This window comes from Streptomyces sp. NPDC057939 (assembly GCF_042887545.1).
Taxonomy (GTDB): Bacteria; Actinomycetota; Actinomycetes; order Streptomycetales; family Streptomycetaceae; genus Streptomyces.
In genome coordinates this window covers 22356-40140 of the sequence record NZ_JBHVPG010000009.1, presented here as the reverse complement: position 1 = coordinate 40140, position 17785 = coordinate 22356, and the positions used below count along the sequence as shown (strand labels likewise).

The 17785-nt window shown below is 67.2% G+C and carries 15 protein-coding genes and 2 tRNA genes; 11 read left to right on the top strand and 6 right to left on the bottom strand.

Annotated elements, in window-relative coordinates; genetic code table 11:
* Window positions 1-78 precede the first annotated feature (78 nt).
* From ACFVS6_RS13010 to ACFVS6_RS13000, 3 genes are all read right to left on the bottom strand, one after another.
* Window positions 79-312 carry a hypothetical protein gene (locus tag ACFVS6_RS13010; protein ID WP_389703297.1) on the bottom strand — a complete coding sequence of 78 codons (234 nt, stop codon included), beginning with the start codon at window positions 310-312 and terminating at the stop codon, window positions 79-81.
* A gap of 174 nt (window positions 313-486) precedes the next feature.
* On the bottom strand, window positions 487-756 hold the full coding sequence (locus ACFVS6_RS13005) for a hypothetical protein (protein ID WP_389703295.1): 270 nt from the start codon (window positions 754-756) through the stop codon (window positions 487-489).
* A 54-nt stretch (window positions 757-810) separates the two neighbouring features.
* Entirely contained in the window at window positions 811-1566 is a 756-nt protein-coding gene (locus ACFVS6_RS13000) for a GntR family transcriptional regulator (RefSeq protein WP_389703294.1), read from the bottom strand.
* A gap of 78 nt (window positions 1567-1644) precedes the next feature.
* On the opposite strand from ACFVS6_RS13000, the gene ACFVS6_RS12995 reads away from it, so the two are divergent.
* The 4 genes from ACFVS6_RS12995 to ACFVS6_RS12980 all read left to right on the top strand — a co-directional run bounded on the left by ACFVS6_RS12995 (window position 1645) and on the right by ACFVS6_RS12980 (window position 4870).
* Window positions 1645-1923 carry a hypothetical protein gene (locus tag ACFVS6_RS12995; RefSeq protein ID WP_389703292.1) on the top strand — a complete coding sequence of 93 codons (279 nt, stop codon included), beginning with the start codon at window positions 1645-1647 and terminating at the stop codon, window positions 1921-1923.
* Between the two features lie 251 nt (window positions 1924-2174).
* Entirely contained in the window at window positions 2175-2399 is a 225-nt protein-coding gene (locus tag ACFVS6_RS12990) for a hypothetical protein (protein ID WP_389703290.1), read from the top strand.
* Window positions 2396-3121 (top strand): GntR family transcriptional regulator, encoded by a 726-nt coding sequence (locus tag ACFVS6_RS12985; protein ID WP_389703289.1) that lies wholly within the window; start codon window positions 2396-2398, stop codon window positions 3119-3121. The genes ACFVS6_RS12990 and ACFVS6_RS12985 overlap by 4 nt, the downstream gene beginning before the upstream one ends.
* A gap of 537 nt (window positions 3122-3658) precedes the next feature.
* Window positions 3659-4870 (top strand): hypothetical protein, encoded by a 1212-nt coding sequence (locus tag ACFVS6_RS12980; RefSeq protein ID WP_389703287.1) that lies wholly within the window; start codon window positions 3659-3661, stop codon window positions 4868-4870.
* A gap of 300 nt (window positions 4871-5170) precedes the next feature.
* Here the strand turns inward: ACFVS6_RS12980 and ACFVS6_RS12975 are convergent, their stop codons facing one another.
* Window positions 5171-7450, bottom strand: a complete 2280-nt coding sequence (locus tag ACFVS6_RS12975; protein WP_389703286.1) for an NACHT domain-containing protein — start codon at window positions 7448-7450, stop codon at window positions 5171-5173.
* A 453-nt stretch (window positions 7451-7903) separates the two neighbouring features.
* Between ACFVS6_RS12975 and ACFVS6_RS12970 the strand changes: the two genes are divergently transcribed.
* Window positions 7904-8746 (top strand): tyrosine-type recombinase/integrase, encoded by an 843-nt coding sequence (locus tag ACFVS6_RS12970; RefSeq protein WP_389703285.1) that lies wholly within the window; start codon window positions 7904-7906, stop codon window positions 8744-8746.
* 71 nt (window positions 8747-8817) lie between these two features.
* Here ACFVS6_RS12970 and ACFVS6_RS12965 read toward each other — a convergent pair.
* Window positions 8818-8888 (bottom strand) — tRNA-Gly (locus tag ACFVS6_RS12965).
* 179 nt (window positions 8889-9067) lie between these two features.
* Between ACFVS6_RS12965 and ACFVS6_RS12960 the strand changes: the two genes are divergently transcribed.
* From ACFVS6_RS12960 to clpX, 5 genes are all read left to right on the top strand, one after another.
* Window positions 9068-9144, top strand: a tRNA-Pro gene (locus ACFVS6_RS12960).
* 175 nt (window positions 9145-9319) lie between these two features.
* A complete protein-coding gene (gene tig, locus ACFVS6_RS12955) occupies window positions 9320-10726 on the top strand; it encodes a trigger factor (RefSeq protein WP_389703283.1) in 1407 nt (468 codons plus the stop codon).
* A 275-nt stretch (window positions 10727-11001) separates the two neighbouring features.
* Complete coding sequence (locus ACFVS6_RS12950) at window positions 11002-11619, top strand: ATP-dependent Clp protease proteolytic subunit (RefSeq protein ID WP_266577310.1); 618 nt, start codon at window positions 11002-11004, stop codon at window positions 11617-11619.
* 74 nt (window positions 11620-11693) lie between these two features.
* On the top strand, window positions 11694-12368 hold the full coding sequence (locus ACFVS6_RS12945) for an ATP-dependent Clp protease proteolytic subunit (RefSeq protein WP_281211022.1): 675 nt from the start codon (window positions 11694-11696) through the stop codon (window positions 12366-12368).
* 151 nt (window positions 12369-12519) lie between these two features.
* Window positions 12520-13806 (top strand): ATP-dependent Clp protease ATP-binding subunit ClpX, encoded by a 1287-nt coding sequence (clpX, locus tag ACFVS6_RS12940; protein WP_281211021.1) that lies wholly within the window; start codon window positions 12520-12522, stop codon window positions 13804-13806.
* 73 nt (window positions 13807-13879) lie between these two features.
* Here the strand turns inward: clpX and ACFVS6_RS12935 are convergent, their stop codons facing one another.
* Window positions 13880-14881, bottom strand: a complete 1002-nt coding sequence (locus ACFVS6_RS12935) for a hypothetical protein (protein WP_389703280.1) — start codon at window positions 14879-14881, stop codon at window positions 13880-13882.
* A 219-nt stretch (window positions 14882-15100) separates the two neighbouring features.
* On the opposite strand from ACFVS6_RS12935, the gene ACFVS6_RS12930 reads away from it, so the two are divergent.
* Window positions 15101-17722 (top strand): valine--tRNA ligase, encoded by a 2622-nt coding sequence (locus ACFVS6_RS12930; protein WP_389703279.1) that lies wholly within the window; start codon window positions 15101-15103, stop codon window positions 17720-17722.
* Window positions 17723-17785: the final 63 nt, after the last annotated feature.

Sequence of the window (17785 nt, the reverse complement as noted above, 5' to 3'; positions counted from 1 at the left end):
ACTCCCCGCGCATCACTCCGCCATCAGACACGCAGAAGACACGGCTCCGAAGCCCGTCCCGGCGCGAGGGCCGCTCCGCTACAGATAACCCTCGGTCCGCTGCGGCGGTAGCTGCGTTGCCGGCCGTGCCTGGCTTCTGTTTGCCTGCCACTTCACCGACTCGCGCTCGTAGCGAACCGCCCACATGAGGATTCCGGCGGCCAGGAAGCCGCGCATGACCGGGTCTTCATCTGTGATCACGAAGATCAGCAACGGTGCCAGGAACACCAGGATCCAACGCGGGTGGTTCCGCCAGTCGTTCTTGCCTGCCATTTGACCTCCCACCGGGACCTTAAGGCGCGAGTAGCCCGGAGAGTTAAGGTTTGCCACTCTCCGCCGGGCCGCCAAGACACAGTTCCTCACGGAAGCCAGCAGCATGGCTGGCGACCTGAACGCGCGCCTGGCGGCCCGGCGGACACCTACCCCAGGGGAACGTCGACCGGCGGGCTAGACGTCGCCCTGAGACCGCTCAAGGCCTTCCATGAACGCGTTGTGGAAGGCGAGCTCTGCGGCCCGGCAGGGCGAGGTGATGAACATCCGCTGAGCCTCGGCGAGGCTGCACCCGACCACCTGCTTGGTCACCATGACCGCGTCCACGCCGTGACAGCCGATCTCCTTCAGGAAAACCTGTAGAGCCCCACCGTCGCGGCTCGCGTCCCAGACGGGCTGCGCCGTCTCGGCCAGGTCGGCTATCCGGGCCTTTCGTTCCGCGTCCACAGCGGGTTGCCCTCTCTCGTGCTCGCCAGGTGTTCGGGATGGTGCCGGGGTGGGTTAGCGACCGACAGGGATCTCGTAGACGATCTCGCACAGCGCGGCAGGGATGACGATGTCCGCGGTCTCCACGGCCTGCCCTTGGTCGCTGTAGTACGTCCGCCGGATGTGCGTAACCAGAGCGGCCTTCTGGATCCCGAGAAGCGACGCCTCCTCGGCGGTCGCCTGCCTCGGCTCCGGCTGCTCCACGGCGTGGCCGACCGTGATCCCAATGACGGCCATCCGGTTCACGACACCGACTCCGGCGTGCGGTCCACCCTCGGGCAGGACCACGAGCGTGCCGGCGGTGAGCTCGTACGGCTCCCAACTCGTCGACAGCTGCACAGGCCTGCCATCGGCAAGGAACTCGTACACCGTGCGCACGCACAGCTCCCCAACCGGGATCCCGAGACGCGCGGCGATCTCGACCGGCGCGGGAACCTTCGCCTCGGTCCGGCTCTCCCAGTTCCCCTGCCTGCCCAAGGCCTGCATGTCCGCACGGAAAGGAGAACCCCCGGGCTGCTCACGAGCGGACGACCGGACAACCCGCACGCGCTGCCGGGGCTCCGCGACGTACGTACCCGAGCCCGCGCGGCCCTCCAGCACGCCCTGGGAGATCAAGAGCTCCTGCGCCCGACGAACGACGTTCTCGCCAACGCCACACTCCTCGGCGATCTGCGTCCGCGAGGGGAGCCGGTCGCCGATGTTCCAGTCATGCTCCGCGATCCGCTGCCGGAGTACGTCGGCGATACGGAGATAAGGCGGCTGCTCAGGCATGTAGAAAATCTAGTCCACTAGCTCTAATCTAGTTAACTAGCTTCACTCAACGTGTTCACCCGGCAACGGAGGCCCTCGGTGCCCGCTTCGGAATCAAGGGCCGAGAGTATCGCCGCCCGACTGTCCGCCCTGGGCCTGACCACGCGACTGGAGGAGCACGCCCGCTACACGTCGATCGAAGCGGAGGTGCCAGAAGCGCTGCCCGCCTCCACCTGGCGGGAGGTCCTGGAAGTGGTAGCGGAGGCCGACCGCTTCGGACTCCTAGCCAGCAGCTTGACCGGCCGCACCCTCTGGGCCGCCGTACGCAAAGCGGTCCCCGCGACGGGCGACGTCCGGGGACCTGGCCGACAGCAGTAGGAGCTGATCAGCATGTCGAACCGTATGGTCCCCACCACCGCCCGCACCAGTGGGCGCCCCCTCCGGCCGGCCTTAGCGCCCGGCTCAGAACCCACCCCCTACCGGTCGAGCTCGTGTGCGATCGGCACCCACCACGAGTGCGCGCAGTCGTCCCCCGCCACGGCTCCGGTAGGCGTCCCCGTGATCTACGAGGCCTGCGACTGCCCCTGCCACACCCCAAGCGACCGGCCCGAACCGCGGCAGGTGGCCCAGTGAGCGGATGGACCCCAAGCGGCGCCCTCGCCACCAACGTCGAGATCACCTCGACCACCGTCCAACGCGGCGACGTAATCCAGATCGGCGGCCAACCGTGCCGCGTCGTCGATCTGATCCAGCTCCCCGCCAGCGCGAAGCGACTCTGTTTCGAGTCGGGCGAACTGCTGACCATGCACGCCCGAACCCGCCTCGTCGCCCTCCGAATGCGGAGGAACTGGTGACCCAACCCCCACCGTCCCGCCGCCATGCCATCGCCGACGACCTCCGGAACCAGATCTCGAAGGGCCACTTGAAGGCCGGCGAACGCCTCCCCTCCGAAGCCCGCCTGGCCGCCCACTACGCAGTCAGCACACCCACGCTCCGGAACGCCCTCGCGCTCCTCCAGGGCGAAGGCCTCGTGGAGAAGATCCACGGCAGTGGCAACTTCGTCCGCCGCCAGCTCCGCAGGACCAGGTACATCGGCGGCGGACACACGCCGAGCGCACTGGCCCCGGCCGAGGAGGCGCTCCACACCACGGTCCGAGCCACCAACCTCCGAGCGCACGGCTATCTGACCGCCCTCCTCAAGGTCGCGCCCCGCAGCCCGTTGACGGAGTTCCTCTGCCTCAGCCACGAGGGGAAGACGCCGCACAGCCTGGCCCGCATCTATGTTCCCCGAGACCTGGCGCTGGCCGACGTCCCGGAAGGGCTGTTAACCGCACGACTGCCAGACCAGCGCCCACCACTGGCCGTGGTCCAGGAAACGGTCAGCACCCGCCTCCCCACTCCCGACGAAGCGACGACCCTTCGCATCAGCTCGACCCTCGCCATCCTCGCGATCACACGCGTGGCGACCGACACCACCGGCCGCGTGGTCGAGGCGGCCCTCTTGGCCCTCCCCGGTGACCGCGCCGACGCAGTCTTCACCACGCACCACACGGCCGAAGTCAGGAGGGCGGAATGACGACGCCCCACAACGAGCTGCGCCTCTTGCCCTGGTCGGGCCCTGATGGCAAGCCCTGCTTCCTGAGTGCCGACGACAACCGCGGCTACCTGTCCCGTCTCGCCGACAACACTGAGGTGGTGCAACTTGCTTTGGGCTCGGAGCTCCTGGACCACGCCCTAGAGGTCCTCGCGGATGCGGAGGTAGATCCTGACGAACTTCGCTTCCTGGCAATGGACTTGACTGGTGCCCTGAAGGACGCGGTCCGAGTGGCAACCAGCCGCGGTCACCGCCTAGCGATACCAACCCCCTCCACGCGCGAGGAACGCACCGGAAGCCCTCGCCAGCCGACGGCTTCTGACTAGTGGCACTGCACCTCAATGACCGCGGCCCCCGGCCCATCGCTGGGGGCTTCGGAGTCCTGCGCGACAGGGCGTCAGGGGGGATGGATCCTCCAGTTTCTCCAAGGGCTGCCTCAGGGGTCCGAGCCTTCGGCATCATCGCCGTATGTAAGCGACCACTACAAGGGACGGGGGCAGGTTGCACACCCAGCGCTTCATGGAGATGGCTGGCGAGATGATGCGTTCGGCCTTGAAGTCGTGGCGGGGTGGGAACCGCTTGTTTGCGGCTCTGCATGCGGGTATGGGGGCCGAGCACTCCCTCAAGGCGATTCTCTGCCACCATGATCCGCTGCTCATCTCCGCACACGGAGACCGCGCGTTGAGGTTCCACGCCTTAGGATTCAGTGGCGAGAAGGGCGTCAAGCCGCTGGAACAGGCCCGCACGATCGGCATGGCGGAGGCGTTCAAGGATGCTGAGGTTGTCATGCGTGGCCAGATGCCAGTGACACTTGAAGCCTTCGCGCCCGTGATGGACGCCCGGAACGGAATTGCTCATCTTGCCCACCATGACCCGACCACTGCGGAGCATGTGGTGTCCACCGCCCTCAAGGTGGCGGAGGCAGTGCGCAAGGAACTGAAGACGCCAGCAGGTGACTTCTGGGGCGAATACGTTCACATCTTCGGCGACCTTACGCAGGTCGCGGCTATGCCCGACCTTCCGAAGATCGACCTTCAGCGGGCTACGGAGGGCCTTGCTCAAGCGGAGGCGGCCGAGGCTGAGTATGCGGCGCGGGAAGTTGTCCGGGCCGTGACCGCCGCGGCTCGTGAGGCGATCAATCAGACCCCCCTCTGGGGCGATCCGCTGGGCACCAGTGAGGCTGCCAAGAGCGCACTGAACATCACCTGCCGAGCCATCGTTTCGGCTGCCTTGTACACGGCTACCACTAGGGCTCAACGCGCGACAGCGGTGCTCTTGGGGTCCTACGGGTATCTATCGCGCAAGGAGCCGACCGCCCCTGTATCGGCGCGTGATGCAGTGGCTGTGAAGAGCCTCGTGGCGCGTGAAGTCCAGGGAGCGTTCGCGGCCGCACTTCCGACGGAGTTGCAGCACTTCCTCACAGCCCCCTCTAGCGACGTAGCCTGGCGCCCGCGCCTGCATGAGGCGTCGGGATACGGCGTGAACCTCTCCCGCTGGGAGACGTGTCCAGCGTGCCCGGCCTGGGGAGACCTTTACGGCTACCTGGAACCTGGTGCATGCAGCGATCTCGAATGCCATACGGGTGGGTCCTACTGCGGGCAGCATGACGAGGGACCTCCCACGACGGCGCGCGCGCAAGCCTTCGCCTGCCCGATGTGCTGCCTGGTTCTTGATACTGACCAAGAACTGGAAGCGGCGTACATGGAGCTAGTCGCTCTCTACGACGGCTAGCGCGATCATGAACCCTGGCTCAGGACTCGTGCCTGAGCCAGGGCACTAGCCTTACGCCCTCTTCGTCCCGAAGCAATCTTGGTACATGGCTGGCAGGGCATTTGTTCACCGCCGAGCTGCGCGGACAGTATCTGAGCAGTGGTCGTGAGTCGTGGACCGCTCCCGTTGTCACGCAGTTAGACACGCACCTGCTCTGAGGCGTAACCGGCCGGCTTCCAGCCGACCGGTTGTTGTTTTGGTGGTGGGGGGCTGTAATGCCCGAGTGTTACAGCCCCTCGCAGAAGAGACTCTTCCTTCCGCTTAGTCGAGGACGCTGTCGGTGCTCGACTGGGGGGCCTGGAGGATTCGACGGACCCGACTCGCCATACCGCGAACTGGGAGGTAAATTCGAGTACCGCTGGACCGTGCGGTGGTGATGAGCCCTGCCGTGGTGAGCCTTTGAACCGCCTCAGGGACGAGTTCTCTGTGCTTAGCATCCAGGCCACGGGGGAGTGCGGATTCTTTTCGACCTGTGCCGCGCTGAGCGTAGATCTTCTTCAATATCGTGAGCAGCACTTTGTTCATTGGTGTTGTCTTCAGGGCGAGGATGCCCTTGGCCGTCGACATCTGAGCGTCGAACTGGGCCACTTCGCAGTCGACGAAGCGATCTTCCTGGAGTGCTGACCACCCGGCTACTCCCGTCATCTGTCCGATGAGGCACTTCTGAAAGTGCGGGAGCGCGCATCCGTTATGGTCGGTGAGATCCAACTCCTGGATCACGCAATCCTGGAAGCTCAGCCAGGCGTAGCTGTTGGCATCGGCGGTCAGTGAGAAGCTGCGAAGCTCGATCTCGTGCAGGGAGATCGACGTGCGCGGCTCGTCCTCGGGCCACAGCCGCGCGGCAACCCGGATGATGTCCGCGATGACGGAGTCCGAGACTCCCCTGCGTTGGAAGGACGTGGCGGACGAGTAAGAGCCCCCTGAGCTCGCCGCGCCTCCCCCCTCAAGCCGCACGGCGGCAACGTCGATGCCGACCTCGTCCAGGCAGGCAACGCTGCCTGTTAGCTCCAACAGCGGGCTTTCCGTGTTTGGGTCGAGGACGCAGGCCACGACATCGCCTGCTCGGGCGGCGTCGGCGAGAGAGACGTCGACGAAGCGCCGTGAACCGTCGACGCTGTCCATAGCACCTAGGCCGGGAAGCCGTTGCAAGAGTTGGTAGGAGCCCTCGTCTGGGGCGTAACCACACACCGACTGGAAGACGGATGTTAGCTCGTCTTGTGAGATGGGCCCCAGACCGTCGCTGGTGCGTCGCGCCTGGGTAGCGAGCCGTTCCAGGACCTTTCGGACGGTGAACCCATCAACCCCCACCTCCATGCTGGCCTCCCGCTCGGCGATGCGGTCCAGCATCATGTGCCAGCCTTCGCCCGCCGAGCGGCCAAATGTCCCCTCGATGGACCCGTGGAGCGCGCTCGACGAGCCCAGGTAGCTCAGGAGGAGGGGGCGCGAGGGCAGCCAGTCCGGGAGCGCGTCGTGCCATCCGTAGGCGTTGAGGATCTTCTTCGCTTGTTCCTCCGTCGGTTCGCCTGCCATAAGGAACAGGGAGCTGTTGCGGGCGCCGAGCGCGGTGCGCATTTCGCGCTCGCTATCGAAGAAGTGGGCTCGCCCCGCTAGGACGACGGAGGTTGAGGAGCGTGACTCGTCGCAGAAGCGGCGCACGAGCTCCACGGACCGGCGGCGGATGTCGCGCATCGCCGACGTTTTGCCGATCCATCCGGGTGTCGCGATCTCGTCGAACCCATCCAGGATGAGAGTCACGTCGCCCGAGCGCCATGCACGGACCAACTGGGAGGGCGAAGGGAATCCAATGGCACGCGCGTGGCGCTCCAGGGCCTCAACGGGCAGGACCTGGCCCTGGTGATCGCGCAGGTTGAGGAGGATGGGGAAGGGGCGGAAGGCATTCTTTCGGTGGATCTTGGCCAACCGCTGATATAGCTCGCGGAGGAACATACTTTTGCCGGCGCCGTAGTCGCCATACAAAAGGACAGACCTGCCGGCCGCCACCTGCTGGGCCACGCGATCGATCGAGAACGGTTCGCTGGTTCCGCTTTCCACGGGGTCGACCGCTACGTAAGGCTTGAGGTCGATGTAGTCGCCGCTGCTTGGCTCGCGGGCGCTACCGAAGGGGTACGGCGCACGCAGCTCCAGGTACCGCAAGGAGTCGACGAGCTGGCCTCGAAGCTGGGCAAAGCTGCACGCGATGAGGGGCGGGCCAAACCCCTTGATGACCATGCGTTGGTCGGCGGTGGGTTCGTCTAGGGTGACGAAGAAGCCTTTGATTGACTTGAACGGGTGCTGGCGAGCCATAGCCAGACACGCCTCTTGGAGCTTCTTGCCGTCCTTCTCCGCCTTGTCTTTTCGGCGGGAGACCGTGCACTCGACGATGGTGACCGAGTCCGGCCCTACGAAGACCCCGTCACGTTCGGCTGTGCCGATGTAGGTGGAACCCTGAAACTCGTTCTCCGGAGCGAAGAGCGCCCGTGATATACGCAGGACCTCTGCCTCGAACTCTGACTCTTCCTGCTGCTTCTCGTCTGCTGGCACGAGGACCCCCTCCAGGTCGTGTGTCTTGCGTCACACCATAGGGCAGCTTAAGGGCCTAATCACTGGTTCTCGGCATGACGCCGACCGTGCCGGAGGCCCTGGGCCGCGTGACAGCGACGTGGAGTTCCGGGGTGCTGGGTGCCATGGGAAGGCGTCTGGCTTAGAGCGCAGGCAGACGACGCTCACGCGGGACGAACACCGTTGCTTCGGGAAGCATCCGAGAAGCCCGCCATCATGGCGATCCCGGGGTCTGTCCGTTTGTACTCCAGACACCTGAGTCGATGGTTGTCGGGGGCATCCATGTGCCGACCCCGCGCGCCTCAAGTCTGCCCAGGCTGTCATCCCGTCTGCCGTCGTCCCACACGTAGTGGTAGCGGGGCAGTCGTCAGGGGCCCAGGTGGAGCGCCCCGCTGGACGAACGACCTGGGCCGCTGACGGCTGGTCTGCTACGGCTTGTCCTGGGGCGACGGCAGGCGGGATGACAGCCCCCACCCCGAACCACAATGGAGCCGCAGGCGCACGGCTGGCCCCCGCATCCCAGAGTCAGAGCGCCCCCGCCGGAGGCATCGTCTTGAGGGGCGGGTCTCCGATCAGGTCGGGCTCGTCCAGCCCATCAAGTCCTTAGCCACTGGCGCGCGGCCGGCGTCCCGGGCTGGAGCGGGGCGCAGACAGGAGCGCAGGCCCGGGGCGACGGGCGCGCGACGCCGCCTTGGCGGCGGAAGCGCCCTTGGTCTTCGCTGGGGCGAGCTGATCGGGCTCCACCGACGGGACGTGGACCTGGAGCACCGCACCGTGCGTGTCCGGCGGGCTGTCGCCGAGCTGAGCAACGGGCAGCGGGAGATCAAGGCGCCGAAGAGTGCCGCGGGCAAGGGGACGGTCTCCATCCCCGGTGTGATCCTTGCGGATCTCCACGAGCACCTGAAGCGGTACGCCGAGGCCGGCCCCGACGGGCGTGTCTTCGTCGGGGCCAAGGGGGCGACTCCGCGCCGGAATCACTTCAACCGGCTCTGGCACAAGGCGTGTCGGGAAGCGGGAGTGAAGGGGCTGCACTTCCACGATCTTCGGCACACGGGCAACACGCTGGCCGCGTCAACGGGTGCCAGCACGCGGGAGCTGATGACGCGCATGGGTCACAGCACCGCCCGTGCCGCGCTGATCTACCAGCACGCCAGCGCCGACCGGGACCGGCTGATCGCCGACGCGCTGAGCGGGCTCGTCAAGAAGGGTCGGAAGGCGGCCAAGGGCGCGAAGAAAGATCCACAGCGGAAGGGGCACGCAGGGGGCACGCCAGCCTGATCGGGGCCTGCGGGAACGACTAAGGGCCAGGCGGAGGAAACGTCCTCTGACCTGGCCCTTAAGTACTTCTGAGCGGGTGACGGGAATCGAACCCGCGTAGCTAGTTTGGAAGACTAGTGCTCTACCATTGAGCTACACCCGCAACACGTGCGCCGCAGGTCCGGGGACCGCGGCACGAACAGCATCCTAGCGGGTCCCACCGGGGGATTGCACACCACTTCGCGCGCCGCCGCGGGAGCCCCGCGGCGCGCGCGCGGCCGCCCGCAGGGGAAACGCGCGTGTCGGAGGGTCTCCGGGCATGTACCCTACGTGTCGCACCGACGGGGTGTGGCGCAGCTTGGTAGCGCGTCCGCTTTGGGAGCGGAAGGTCGTCGGTTCGAATCCGGCCACCCCGACCACGAGTACTGCCCTCCAGCAAGATCACGCCGATGATCGCGTTGTGGGCTGATTGCCGCTTGCGGTTACTATGCAAGCTGCGTGCCCGTGTGTCTGATGCCGGGCCGAATCCGCTGAACCGCTGAATCACAGCGCGACGGCAGAACCCCCAGCAGTCAGCCACAAGGAGACCGAACCGTGAAGAGCGCCGTGGAGACCCTGAACCCGACTCGGGTTCGGCTCACTGTTGAGGTGCCCTTCGAGGAGCTCAAGGACAGCCTCGACGCGGCCTACAAGAAGATCAACCAGCAGGTCACGGTGAAGGGCTTCCGCAAGGGCAAGATCCCGGCCCGCGTCATCGACCAGCGCTTCGGCCGCGGTGCGGTGCTTGAGGAGGCCGTCAACGACGCCCTCCCGAAGTTCTACACCGAGGCGGTCAACGAGGCCGACCTGAACCCGCTGGGCCAGCCCGAGGTCGACATCAAGGAGCTGAAGGACGGCGAGCTGCTGTCCTTCACCGCCGAGGTGGACGTCCGCCCCGAGATCGAGATCCCGGACTACTCCGGCATCGAGGTCGAGGTCGACGCCGTCGAGGTGTCCGACGAGGACGTCGAGAAGGCGGTCGAGCAGCTGCGCGGCCGTTTCGCGTCCACCAAGGACGTCGAGCGCGCCGCCCAGGACGGCGACGTCGTCACGATCGACCTGGAGGCCAAGGTCGACGGTGAGGTGCTGGAGGACGGCGTCGCGAGCGACGTCTCCTACACCATCGGCTCGGGCGAGCTTCTCGACGGCATCGACGAGGCCGTCAAGGGCCTGGAGGCCGGTGGCGAGGCCACCTTCACCTCCCAGCTGAAGGGCGGCTCCGCCGAGGGCAAGGACGCCGAGGTCACCGTCAAGGTCACCAAGGTCTCCGCCCGCGAGCTGCCGGAGCTGGACGACGAGTTCGCCCAGATGGCGAGCGAGTTCGACACCCTCGAAGAGCTCAAGGCGGACAGCCGCAAGCGCCTTGAGGACACCAAGCAGTACGACCAGGCCACCCAGGCCCAGGAGCGCGTGCTGGAGAAGTTCCTGGAGCTCGCGGAGATCCCGGTCCCCGAGAAGCTGCTCGCGGACGAGGTCCAGACCCGCAAGCACAACCTGGAGCACCACCAGCTCGGCCAGATGGGCCTGACCATCGAGAAGTACCTGGAGTTCCAGGGCAAGACGGTCGAGGAGTTCGACGCCGAGACCACCGAGCAGGCCGTCAAGGGCATCAAGACCCAGTTCCTGCTGGACGCCCTGGTCAACAAGGAGAAGCTGGGCGTCAACCAGGAGGAGCTCACCGAGCACCTCATGCGCCGCGCGCAGTCCTCCGGCATGTCCCCCGACCAGTTCGCCCAGGCGGTCGTCGAGGGTGGCCAGGTCCCGATGCTGGTCGGCGAGGTCGCTCGCGGCAAGGCCCTCGCGGTCGTCGTCGAGAAGGCCAAGGTCACCGACACCAACGGTGAGGTCATCGACCTCTCCGACGACGAGGACGAGACCGAGGCCGTCGAGGCCGCGGCCGACGCCGACGTCGAGGCCGAGGGCAACGCCGACGCCGCGCCGGCTGCCGACGAGGCCAAGTAACACCTCGGGCGAAGCCCATTGAGCAGTGCCGTGAAGGGCCCGGACGCAGTCGCGTCCGGGCCCTTCCGCACACCCGTCGTGAGGGGTGCGGACCTTGCGCTCCGAGCGAACAGTTCGGGAAGCGGGATGGCGTTGTCCTACCTGCGCGTTAGGGTCCATGAATACGAGGGCACGGGAGTACCCGAAGCCGGAGGGCATCGCCCCACCGGTAGGTCCGCGCCCCAGAACGAGACGCTGAGACGGCACATGGCCGTCGGAGACGAGCAGGTGGATACGTGACGAATCTGAAGCCTTACGCCGCGGGTGAGCCGTCCATCGGTGGCGGCCTCGGCGACCATGTCTACAACCGGCTGCTCGGCGAGCGCATCATCTTCCTCGGGCAGCAGGTCGACGACGACATCGCGAACAAGATCACGGCGCAGCTCCTCCTCCTGGCCGCCGAGCCGGAGAAGGACATCTACCTGTACATCAACAGCCCCGGTGGCTCCGTGACGGCCGGCATGGCCGTCTACGACACCATGCAGTACATCCCGAACGACGTCGTCACCATCGGTATGGGTATGGCGGCCTCCATGGGCCAGTTCCTGCTCACCGGCGGCACCGCAGGCAAGCGCTTCTCGCTGCCGAACACCGACATCCTGATGCACCAGGGCTCCGCCGGTATCGGCGGCACGGCCTCGGACATCAAGATCCAGGCCCAGTACCTGCTGCGCACCAAGCAGCGCATGGCTGAGATCACCGCGCTCCACTCGGGCCAGACCGTGGAAGCGATCATCCGTGACGGTGACCGCGACCGCTGGTTCACGGCCGAGGAGGCCAAGGCGTACGGCCTGATCGACGAGATCATCTCCGCGGCGTCCCTGGTCCCGGGCGGCGGCGGCACCGGGGCCTGATCCCGGCCCCGGCGAACGCACCTCCGTACGCCCGCCCGTTCCAGGCAGTCCTCAGCCCGCAGAACGCCACCAGGATGGTGAACACCCAGATGTACATGAACAACCTCTCTCCCGCGAGCGGCCTCCACAACGGCCCGCAGGTGGACAACCGCTACGTCATCCCGCGCTTCGTCGAGCGCACCTCGCAGGGCGTGCGCGAGTACGACCCGTACGCGAAGCTCTTCGAGGAGCGCGTGATCTTCCTCGGCGTGCAGATCGACGACGCGTCCGCGAACGACGTCATGGCGCAGCTGCTGTGCCTGGAGTCGATGGACCCGGACCGCGACATCTCCATCTACATCAACAGCCCCGGTGGCTCCTTCACCGCGCTGACGGCGATCTACGACACGATGCAGTTCGTGAAGCCGGACATCCAGACGGTGTGCATGGGCCAGGCGGCCTCCGCCGCCGCGGTCCTGCTCGCCGCCGGCACCCCCGGCAAGCGCATGGCGCTGCCGAACGCCCGCGTGCTGATCCACCAGCCCTCGGGCGGCACCGGCCGCGAGCAGCTCTCCGACCTGGAGATCGCGGCCAACGAGATCCTGCGCATGCGTGACCAGCTGGAGTCCATGCTGGCCAAGCACTCGACCACCCCGCTGGAGAAGATCCGCGAGGACATCGAGCGCGACAAGATCCTGACGGCCGAGGACGCTCTCGCGTACGGCCTGATCGACCAGATCGTCTCCACCCGTAAGAGCAGCGCGGTCTGATCCTTGCCGCCAGTTGGCGTGGGCGCTTCGCCGTTCGGCGATGTGAACCACGTCAAGGGGGCCCCGCACGGGGCCCCCGGCAAGGTACCGTCGGATATGAGGCACCAGGAGCGCTGAACCAGGCGTCTCCCAGGCGAAGGGGAAGCACCTCGTGGCACGCATCGGTGACGGCGGCGACCTGCTCAAGTGCTCGTTCTGCGGAAAGAGCCAGAAGCAGGTGAAGAAGCTCATCGCAGGACCCGGTGTGTACATCTGCGACGAGTGCATCGACCTCTGCAACGAGATCATCGAAGAGGAACTCGCGGAGACCTCCGAGGTCCGGTGGGAGGAACTCCCCAAGCCCCGTGAGATCTACGAGTTCCTGGAGAGCTACGTCGTCGGCCAGGAGCCGGCGAAGAAGGCGCTCTCCGTAGCGGTCTACAACCACTACAAGCGGGTCCAGGCCGGCGAGAACGGCGGCGCGCAGGGCCGCGACGACGCGATCGAACTCGCGAAGTCCAACATCCTGCTGCTGGGCCCCACGGGTTCCGGCAAGACCCTCCTCGCGCAGACGCTCGCCCGCATGCTGAACGTCCCGTTCGCCATCGCCGACGCGACGGCGCTGACGGAGGCCGGGTACGTCGGCGAGGACGTCGAGAACATCCTGCTGAAGCTGATCCAGGCGGCCGACTACGACGTCAAGAAGGCCGAGACCGGGATCATCTACATCGACGAGATCGACAAGGTCGCCCGTAAGAGCGAAAACCCGTCGATCACGCGCGATGTCAGCGGCGAGGGCGTGCAGCAGGCCCTGCTGAAGATCCTGGAGGGCACGACCGCCTCGGTCCCGCCGCAGGGCGGACGCAAGCACCCGCACCAGGAGTTCATCCAGATCGACACGACGAACGTGCTCTTCATCGTGGGCGGCGCCTTCGCCGGCCTGGAGAAGATCATCGAGTCGCGCGCGGGAGCCAAGGGCATCGGCTTCGGGGCGACGATCCGCTCGAAGCGCGAGATCGAGGCGAGCGACCAGTTCCACGAGGTCATGCCTGAGGACCTGGTGAAGTTCGGGATGATCCCCGAGTTCATCGGCCGTCTGCCCGTACTGACCTCCGTGCACAACCTGGACCGCGAGGCCCTGCTGCAGATCCTCGTCGAGCCGCGCAACGCACTGGTCAAGCAGTACCAGCGGCTGTTCGAACTCGACGGTGTCGAGCTGGACTTCGAGCGCGAGGCCCTCGAAGCCATCGCCGACCAGGCGATCCTCCGCCAGACCGGCGCGCGCGGCCTGCGCGCCATCATGGAAGAGGTCCTCATGTCGGTGATGTACGAGGTCCCGTCCCGCAAGGACGTGGCCCGCGTGGTCATCACCTCGGACGTGGTCCGCTCCAACGTCAACCCGACGCTGGTGCCGCGCATCGTCCCGAAGGACCAGGGCCCGCACGAGAAGTCGGCGTAGCGGTACCGGAGATACGTACGAGAAGGGGCGCCCCCGAGGGGGCGCCCCTTCTCGCGTGTGCGGTCGGCCGGTGTCAGTTCTTGACGCGGGCGGTGTTGTAGAGCTTCGCCGTGAACTCGGCGTTCTGCTCCAGGGTGTAGCCCGGCTTGCCCGCGAGGAGGGCCATCGCGTCGGAGGCGGAGACGAGGCTCAGCGTGCTGTAGTCACCCCAGACGCAGAGCGGGAAGGTCATGACCTTGGGACCCTTGAACTTCGGGTCCGTGTTGGTGGCCTTCATCTCCTGGCACTTCATGACGGCTCCGTCGAAACCGGCGGGGCTCATCGCCTTGGGGCTGCCGATCAGTTCGACCTGCCCCTTGCCCTCCTTGGTGGCCTTCAGCTGGAACGCCGTGAAGTAGGAGTCGACGGACTTCTCCGGGTCGGCGATCTCGCCGTAGAGGCCGTTGAAGGTCAGGCCCTTGACCGCGAGGGGATTGTTGGGATCGGTGATCTGGTAATCCATGGCCACCGCGGCCGGGTTCTTGACGCCGGCGGCCTCGGCCTCCTTGCGGTCCTCGTCGGTGAACGGCTTCTGCTGGTACTTCGGGCTCTTCTTGAAGTCGTCCACCGACTCGGGCGCGACCAGCTTGTAGCCCTTGGTGGCGTCGGAGATCGAACCCCCGCTGCCGCCGCCCAGGAAGTACCAGCCGCCGCCCGCGATCACGGCCACCGCCACGACGACGCCGATGATGAGGCCCGTCTTGGACTTCTTCGGGGTCTCCTGCGGGGGCATCCCGCCGTACGGAGGCTGCTGGGGCTGCTGGTAGCCGTACCCGGGCTGCTGCTGCGGCTGCTGCGGGAAGCCGGGTGCCGCCGGGGGCTGCTGGGGGTAGCCCGGCGGGGCCGAGGCCGGGGGCTGCTGTCCGTAGCCCGGGGAGGGGGCGCCGGGCGGCGGCGGGGCCTGCTGCGGGTATCCGTAGCCGGGCTGCTGCGGGGCCGGCCCACCGTACGGGTTCGGCTGCTGCGGGGGCTGCTGCCCGTACGGTCCGGGCTGCTGCGGCTGCTGGCCGTACGGTCCCGGCTGGTTGAAACTCATCCCGCGTCCCCCTGTGAGGTGTCTGCTTATCCGTTCCTCACATCCTGACGGAAGGCGGCCCCGGTCGGGGCGTCGGGGTGCCAGGCGTTACCGAACCACGACGCCGCCGGAACGTCCCTGCGGGCCACGGGGCGGGCCCGGCCACGGGCCGCGTCAACGGAAGGCCCCGTCGTGCAATGGATTCGTACCGTGGGCGGCACCCCCCGTATCCTGTGCCCCGTGACCGAGAACACGCAGACACCCAGTGCCCCCAACTCCGAACTGCCGACCCAGTACGCGCCGGCCGAGGTAGAGGGGAAGCTCTACGAGCGCTGGGTAGAGCGCGGTTACTTCGAGGCGGACGCCAAGAGCGAGAAGCCCCCGTTCACCGTCGTCATCCCGCCGCCGAACGTCACGGGCAGCCTGCACCTGGGTCACGCCTTCGAGCACACGCTGATCGACGCCCTCACCCGCCGCAAGCGCATGCAGGGCTTCGAGACCCTGTGGCAGCCCGGCATGGACCACGCCGGCATCGCGACGCAGAACGTCGTCGAGCGCGAGCTGGCCAAGGAGGGCAAGTCCCGTCACGACCTCGGGCGGGAGGCGTTCGTCGAGCGCGTCTGGCAGTGGAAGGGCGAGTCCGGCGGCCAGATCTCCGGCCAGATGCGTCGCCTCGGCGACGGCGTCGACTGGTCCCGCGAGCGCTTCACCATGGACGACGGCCTGTCCGAGGCCGTCCAGACGATCTTCAAGAAGCTCCATGACGACGAGCTGATCTACCGCGCCGAGCGCATCATCAACTGGTGCCCGCGTTGCCTCACCGCGATCTCCGACATCGAGGTCGAGTACCAGGACGACGACGGCGAGCTCGTCTCCATCCGCTACGGCGAGGGCGACGACGCCATCGTCGTCGCGACGACCCGTGCCGAGACGATGCTCGGTGACACGGCCGTCGCCGTCCACCCCGAGGACGAGCGCTACCGGCACCTCGTCGGCACCGAGATCGAGCTGCCGCTGACCGGCCGCCGCATCCCGATCGTCGCGGACGAGCACGTCGACCCCGAGTTCGGTACCGGCGCCGTCAAGGTGACGCCGGCGCACGACCCCAACGACTTCGAGATCGGCCAGCGCCACGGCCTGCCGAACATCGCCGTCATGGACGAGCACGCCGTCATCACCGTCCACGGCCCGTTCCTGGGACTGGACCGCCTCGAAGCACGCTCCGCCATCGTCGCCGCGCTGCGCGCCGAGGGCCGGATCGTCGCCGAGAAGCGTCCGTACAGCCACTCCGTGGGCCACTGCTCGCGCTGCAAGACCACCATCGAGCCGCGCCTGTCGATGCAGTGGTGGGTCAAGGTCGCACCGCTGGCGAAGGCGGCGGGCGACGCCGTTCGCGACGGCCGGGTCAAGATCCACCCGCAGGAGATGGAGAAGCGCTACTTCGACTGGGTCGACAACCTCCACGACTGGTGCATCTCGCGCCAGCTGTGGTGGGGTCACCGCATCCCGGTCTGGTACGGCCCGAACGGCGAGATCGTCTGCGTCGGCCCGGACGAGCAGCCGCCGACGGGTGAGGGCTGGCACCAGGACACCGACGTCCTGGACACCTGGTTCTCCTCCGGTCTGTGGCCCTTCTCCACGCTCGGCTGGCCGCAGCAGACCGAGAGCCTCGCGAAGTTCTATCCGAACTCCGTCCTGGTCACCGGCTACGACATCCTCTTCTTCTGGGTCGCCCGGATGATGATGTTCGGTCTGTACGCGATGGACGGCACCCCGCCGTTCCACACCATCGCCCTGCACGGCATGGTCCGCGACCAGTTCGGCAAGAAGATGTCGAAGTCCTTCGGCAACGCCGTCAACCCGCTGGACTGGATGGACGAGTACGGCTCCGACGCCGTCCGCTTCACCCTGGCCCGCGGCGCCAACCCGGGCGTCGACGTCCCGATTGGCGAGGACTGGGTCCAGGCCTCCCGCAACTTCGCCAACAAGATCTGGAACGCCACCCGCTTCGCGCTGATGAACGGCGCCACCGTCGAGGGCGAGCTGCCGGCCCCCGAGGAGATGTCGGCGACCGACCGCTGGATCCTGTCGCGGCTCAACAAGACCGTGGCCGAGGTCGACGCGTTCTACGACGACTACCAGTTCTCGAAGCTGTCGGACTCGCTCTACCACTTCGCGTGGGACGAGGTCTTCAGCTGGTACGTCGAACTGTCGAAGACGACCTTCTTCGCGGGCGGCGAGCAGGCCAAGGTTTCGGGCCGCGTCCTGGGCGAGGTCCTCGACGTCATGCTGCGCCTGCTGCACCCGGTGGTCCCCTTCGTCACCGAGACGCTGTGGACGACACTCACCGGCGGCGAGTCCCTCGTCATCGCCGACTGGCCGAAGGACAGCGGTTTCCGTGACGAGGCCGCCGAGGCCGAGATCGCGACCGTCCAGGCCGTCGTCACCGAGGTCCGCCGGTTCCGCAAGGAGCAGGGCCTGCAGGACGGCCAGAAGGTTCCGGCCCGCCTGGACCTGTCGGGTACGGCGCTCGCCGCGCACGAGGCCGCCATCCGTCAGCTGCTGCGCCTCCAGCCGGAGGGTGATGCCTTCAGCGCCACCGCGACGCTCCCGGTCGCCGGTGCCACCGTCGCGCTCGACCTGTCGGGGACCATCGACGTGGCCGCCGAGCGCAAGCGCCTCTCCAAGGACCTCGGCCTCGCCGAGAAGGAGAAGCAGCAGGCCGAGGCGAAGCTCGGGAACGAGGCGTTCATCGCCAAGGCCCCCGACAACGTCGTGGACAAGATCAAGGGCCGGCTGGCCAAGGCCGAGGCGGACATCGCCCGGATCCAGAGCCAGCTGGACGCGCTGCCCGCCGCGTAACGACGGGTGAGGGGCCCCGTACGGCTGTCGGCCGTACGGGGCCCCTCGCGTTTGCCGGACCTC

Bases quoted from the DNA above. Each gene is read 5' to 3' on its own strand.
- ACFVS6_RS13010 (WP_389703297.1), bottom strand. From the start codon at position 312: ATGGCAGGCAAGAACGACTGGCGGAACCACCCGCGTTGGATCCTGGTG.
- ACFVS6_RS13000 (WP_389703294.1), bottom strand. From the start codon at position 1,566: ATGCCTGAGCAGCCGCCTTATCTCCGTATCGCCGACGTACTCCGGCAG.
- ACFVS6_RS12980 (WP_389703287.1), top strand. From the start codon at position 3,659: ATGGAGATGGCTGGCGAGATGATGCGTTCGGCCTTGAAGTCGTGGCGG.
- ACFVS6_RS12945 (WP_281211022.1), top strand. From the start codon at position 11,694: ATGGTGAACACCCAGATGTACATGAACAACCTCTCTCCCGCGAGCGGC.
- ACFVS6_RS12935 (WP_389703280.1), bottom strand. From the start codon at position 14,881: ATGAGTTTCAACCAGCCGGGACCGTACGGCCAGCAGCCGCAGCAGCCC.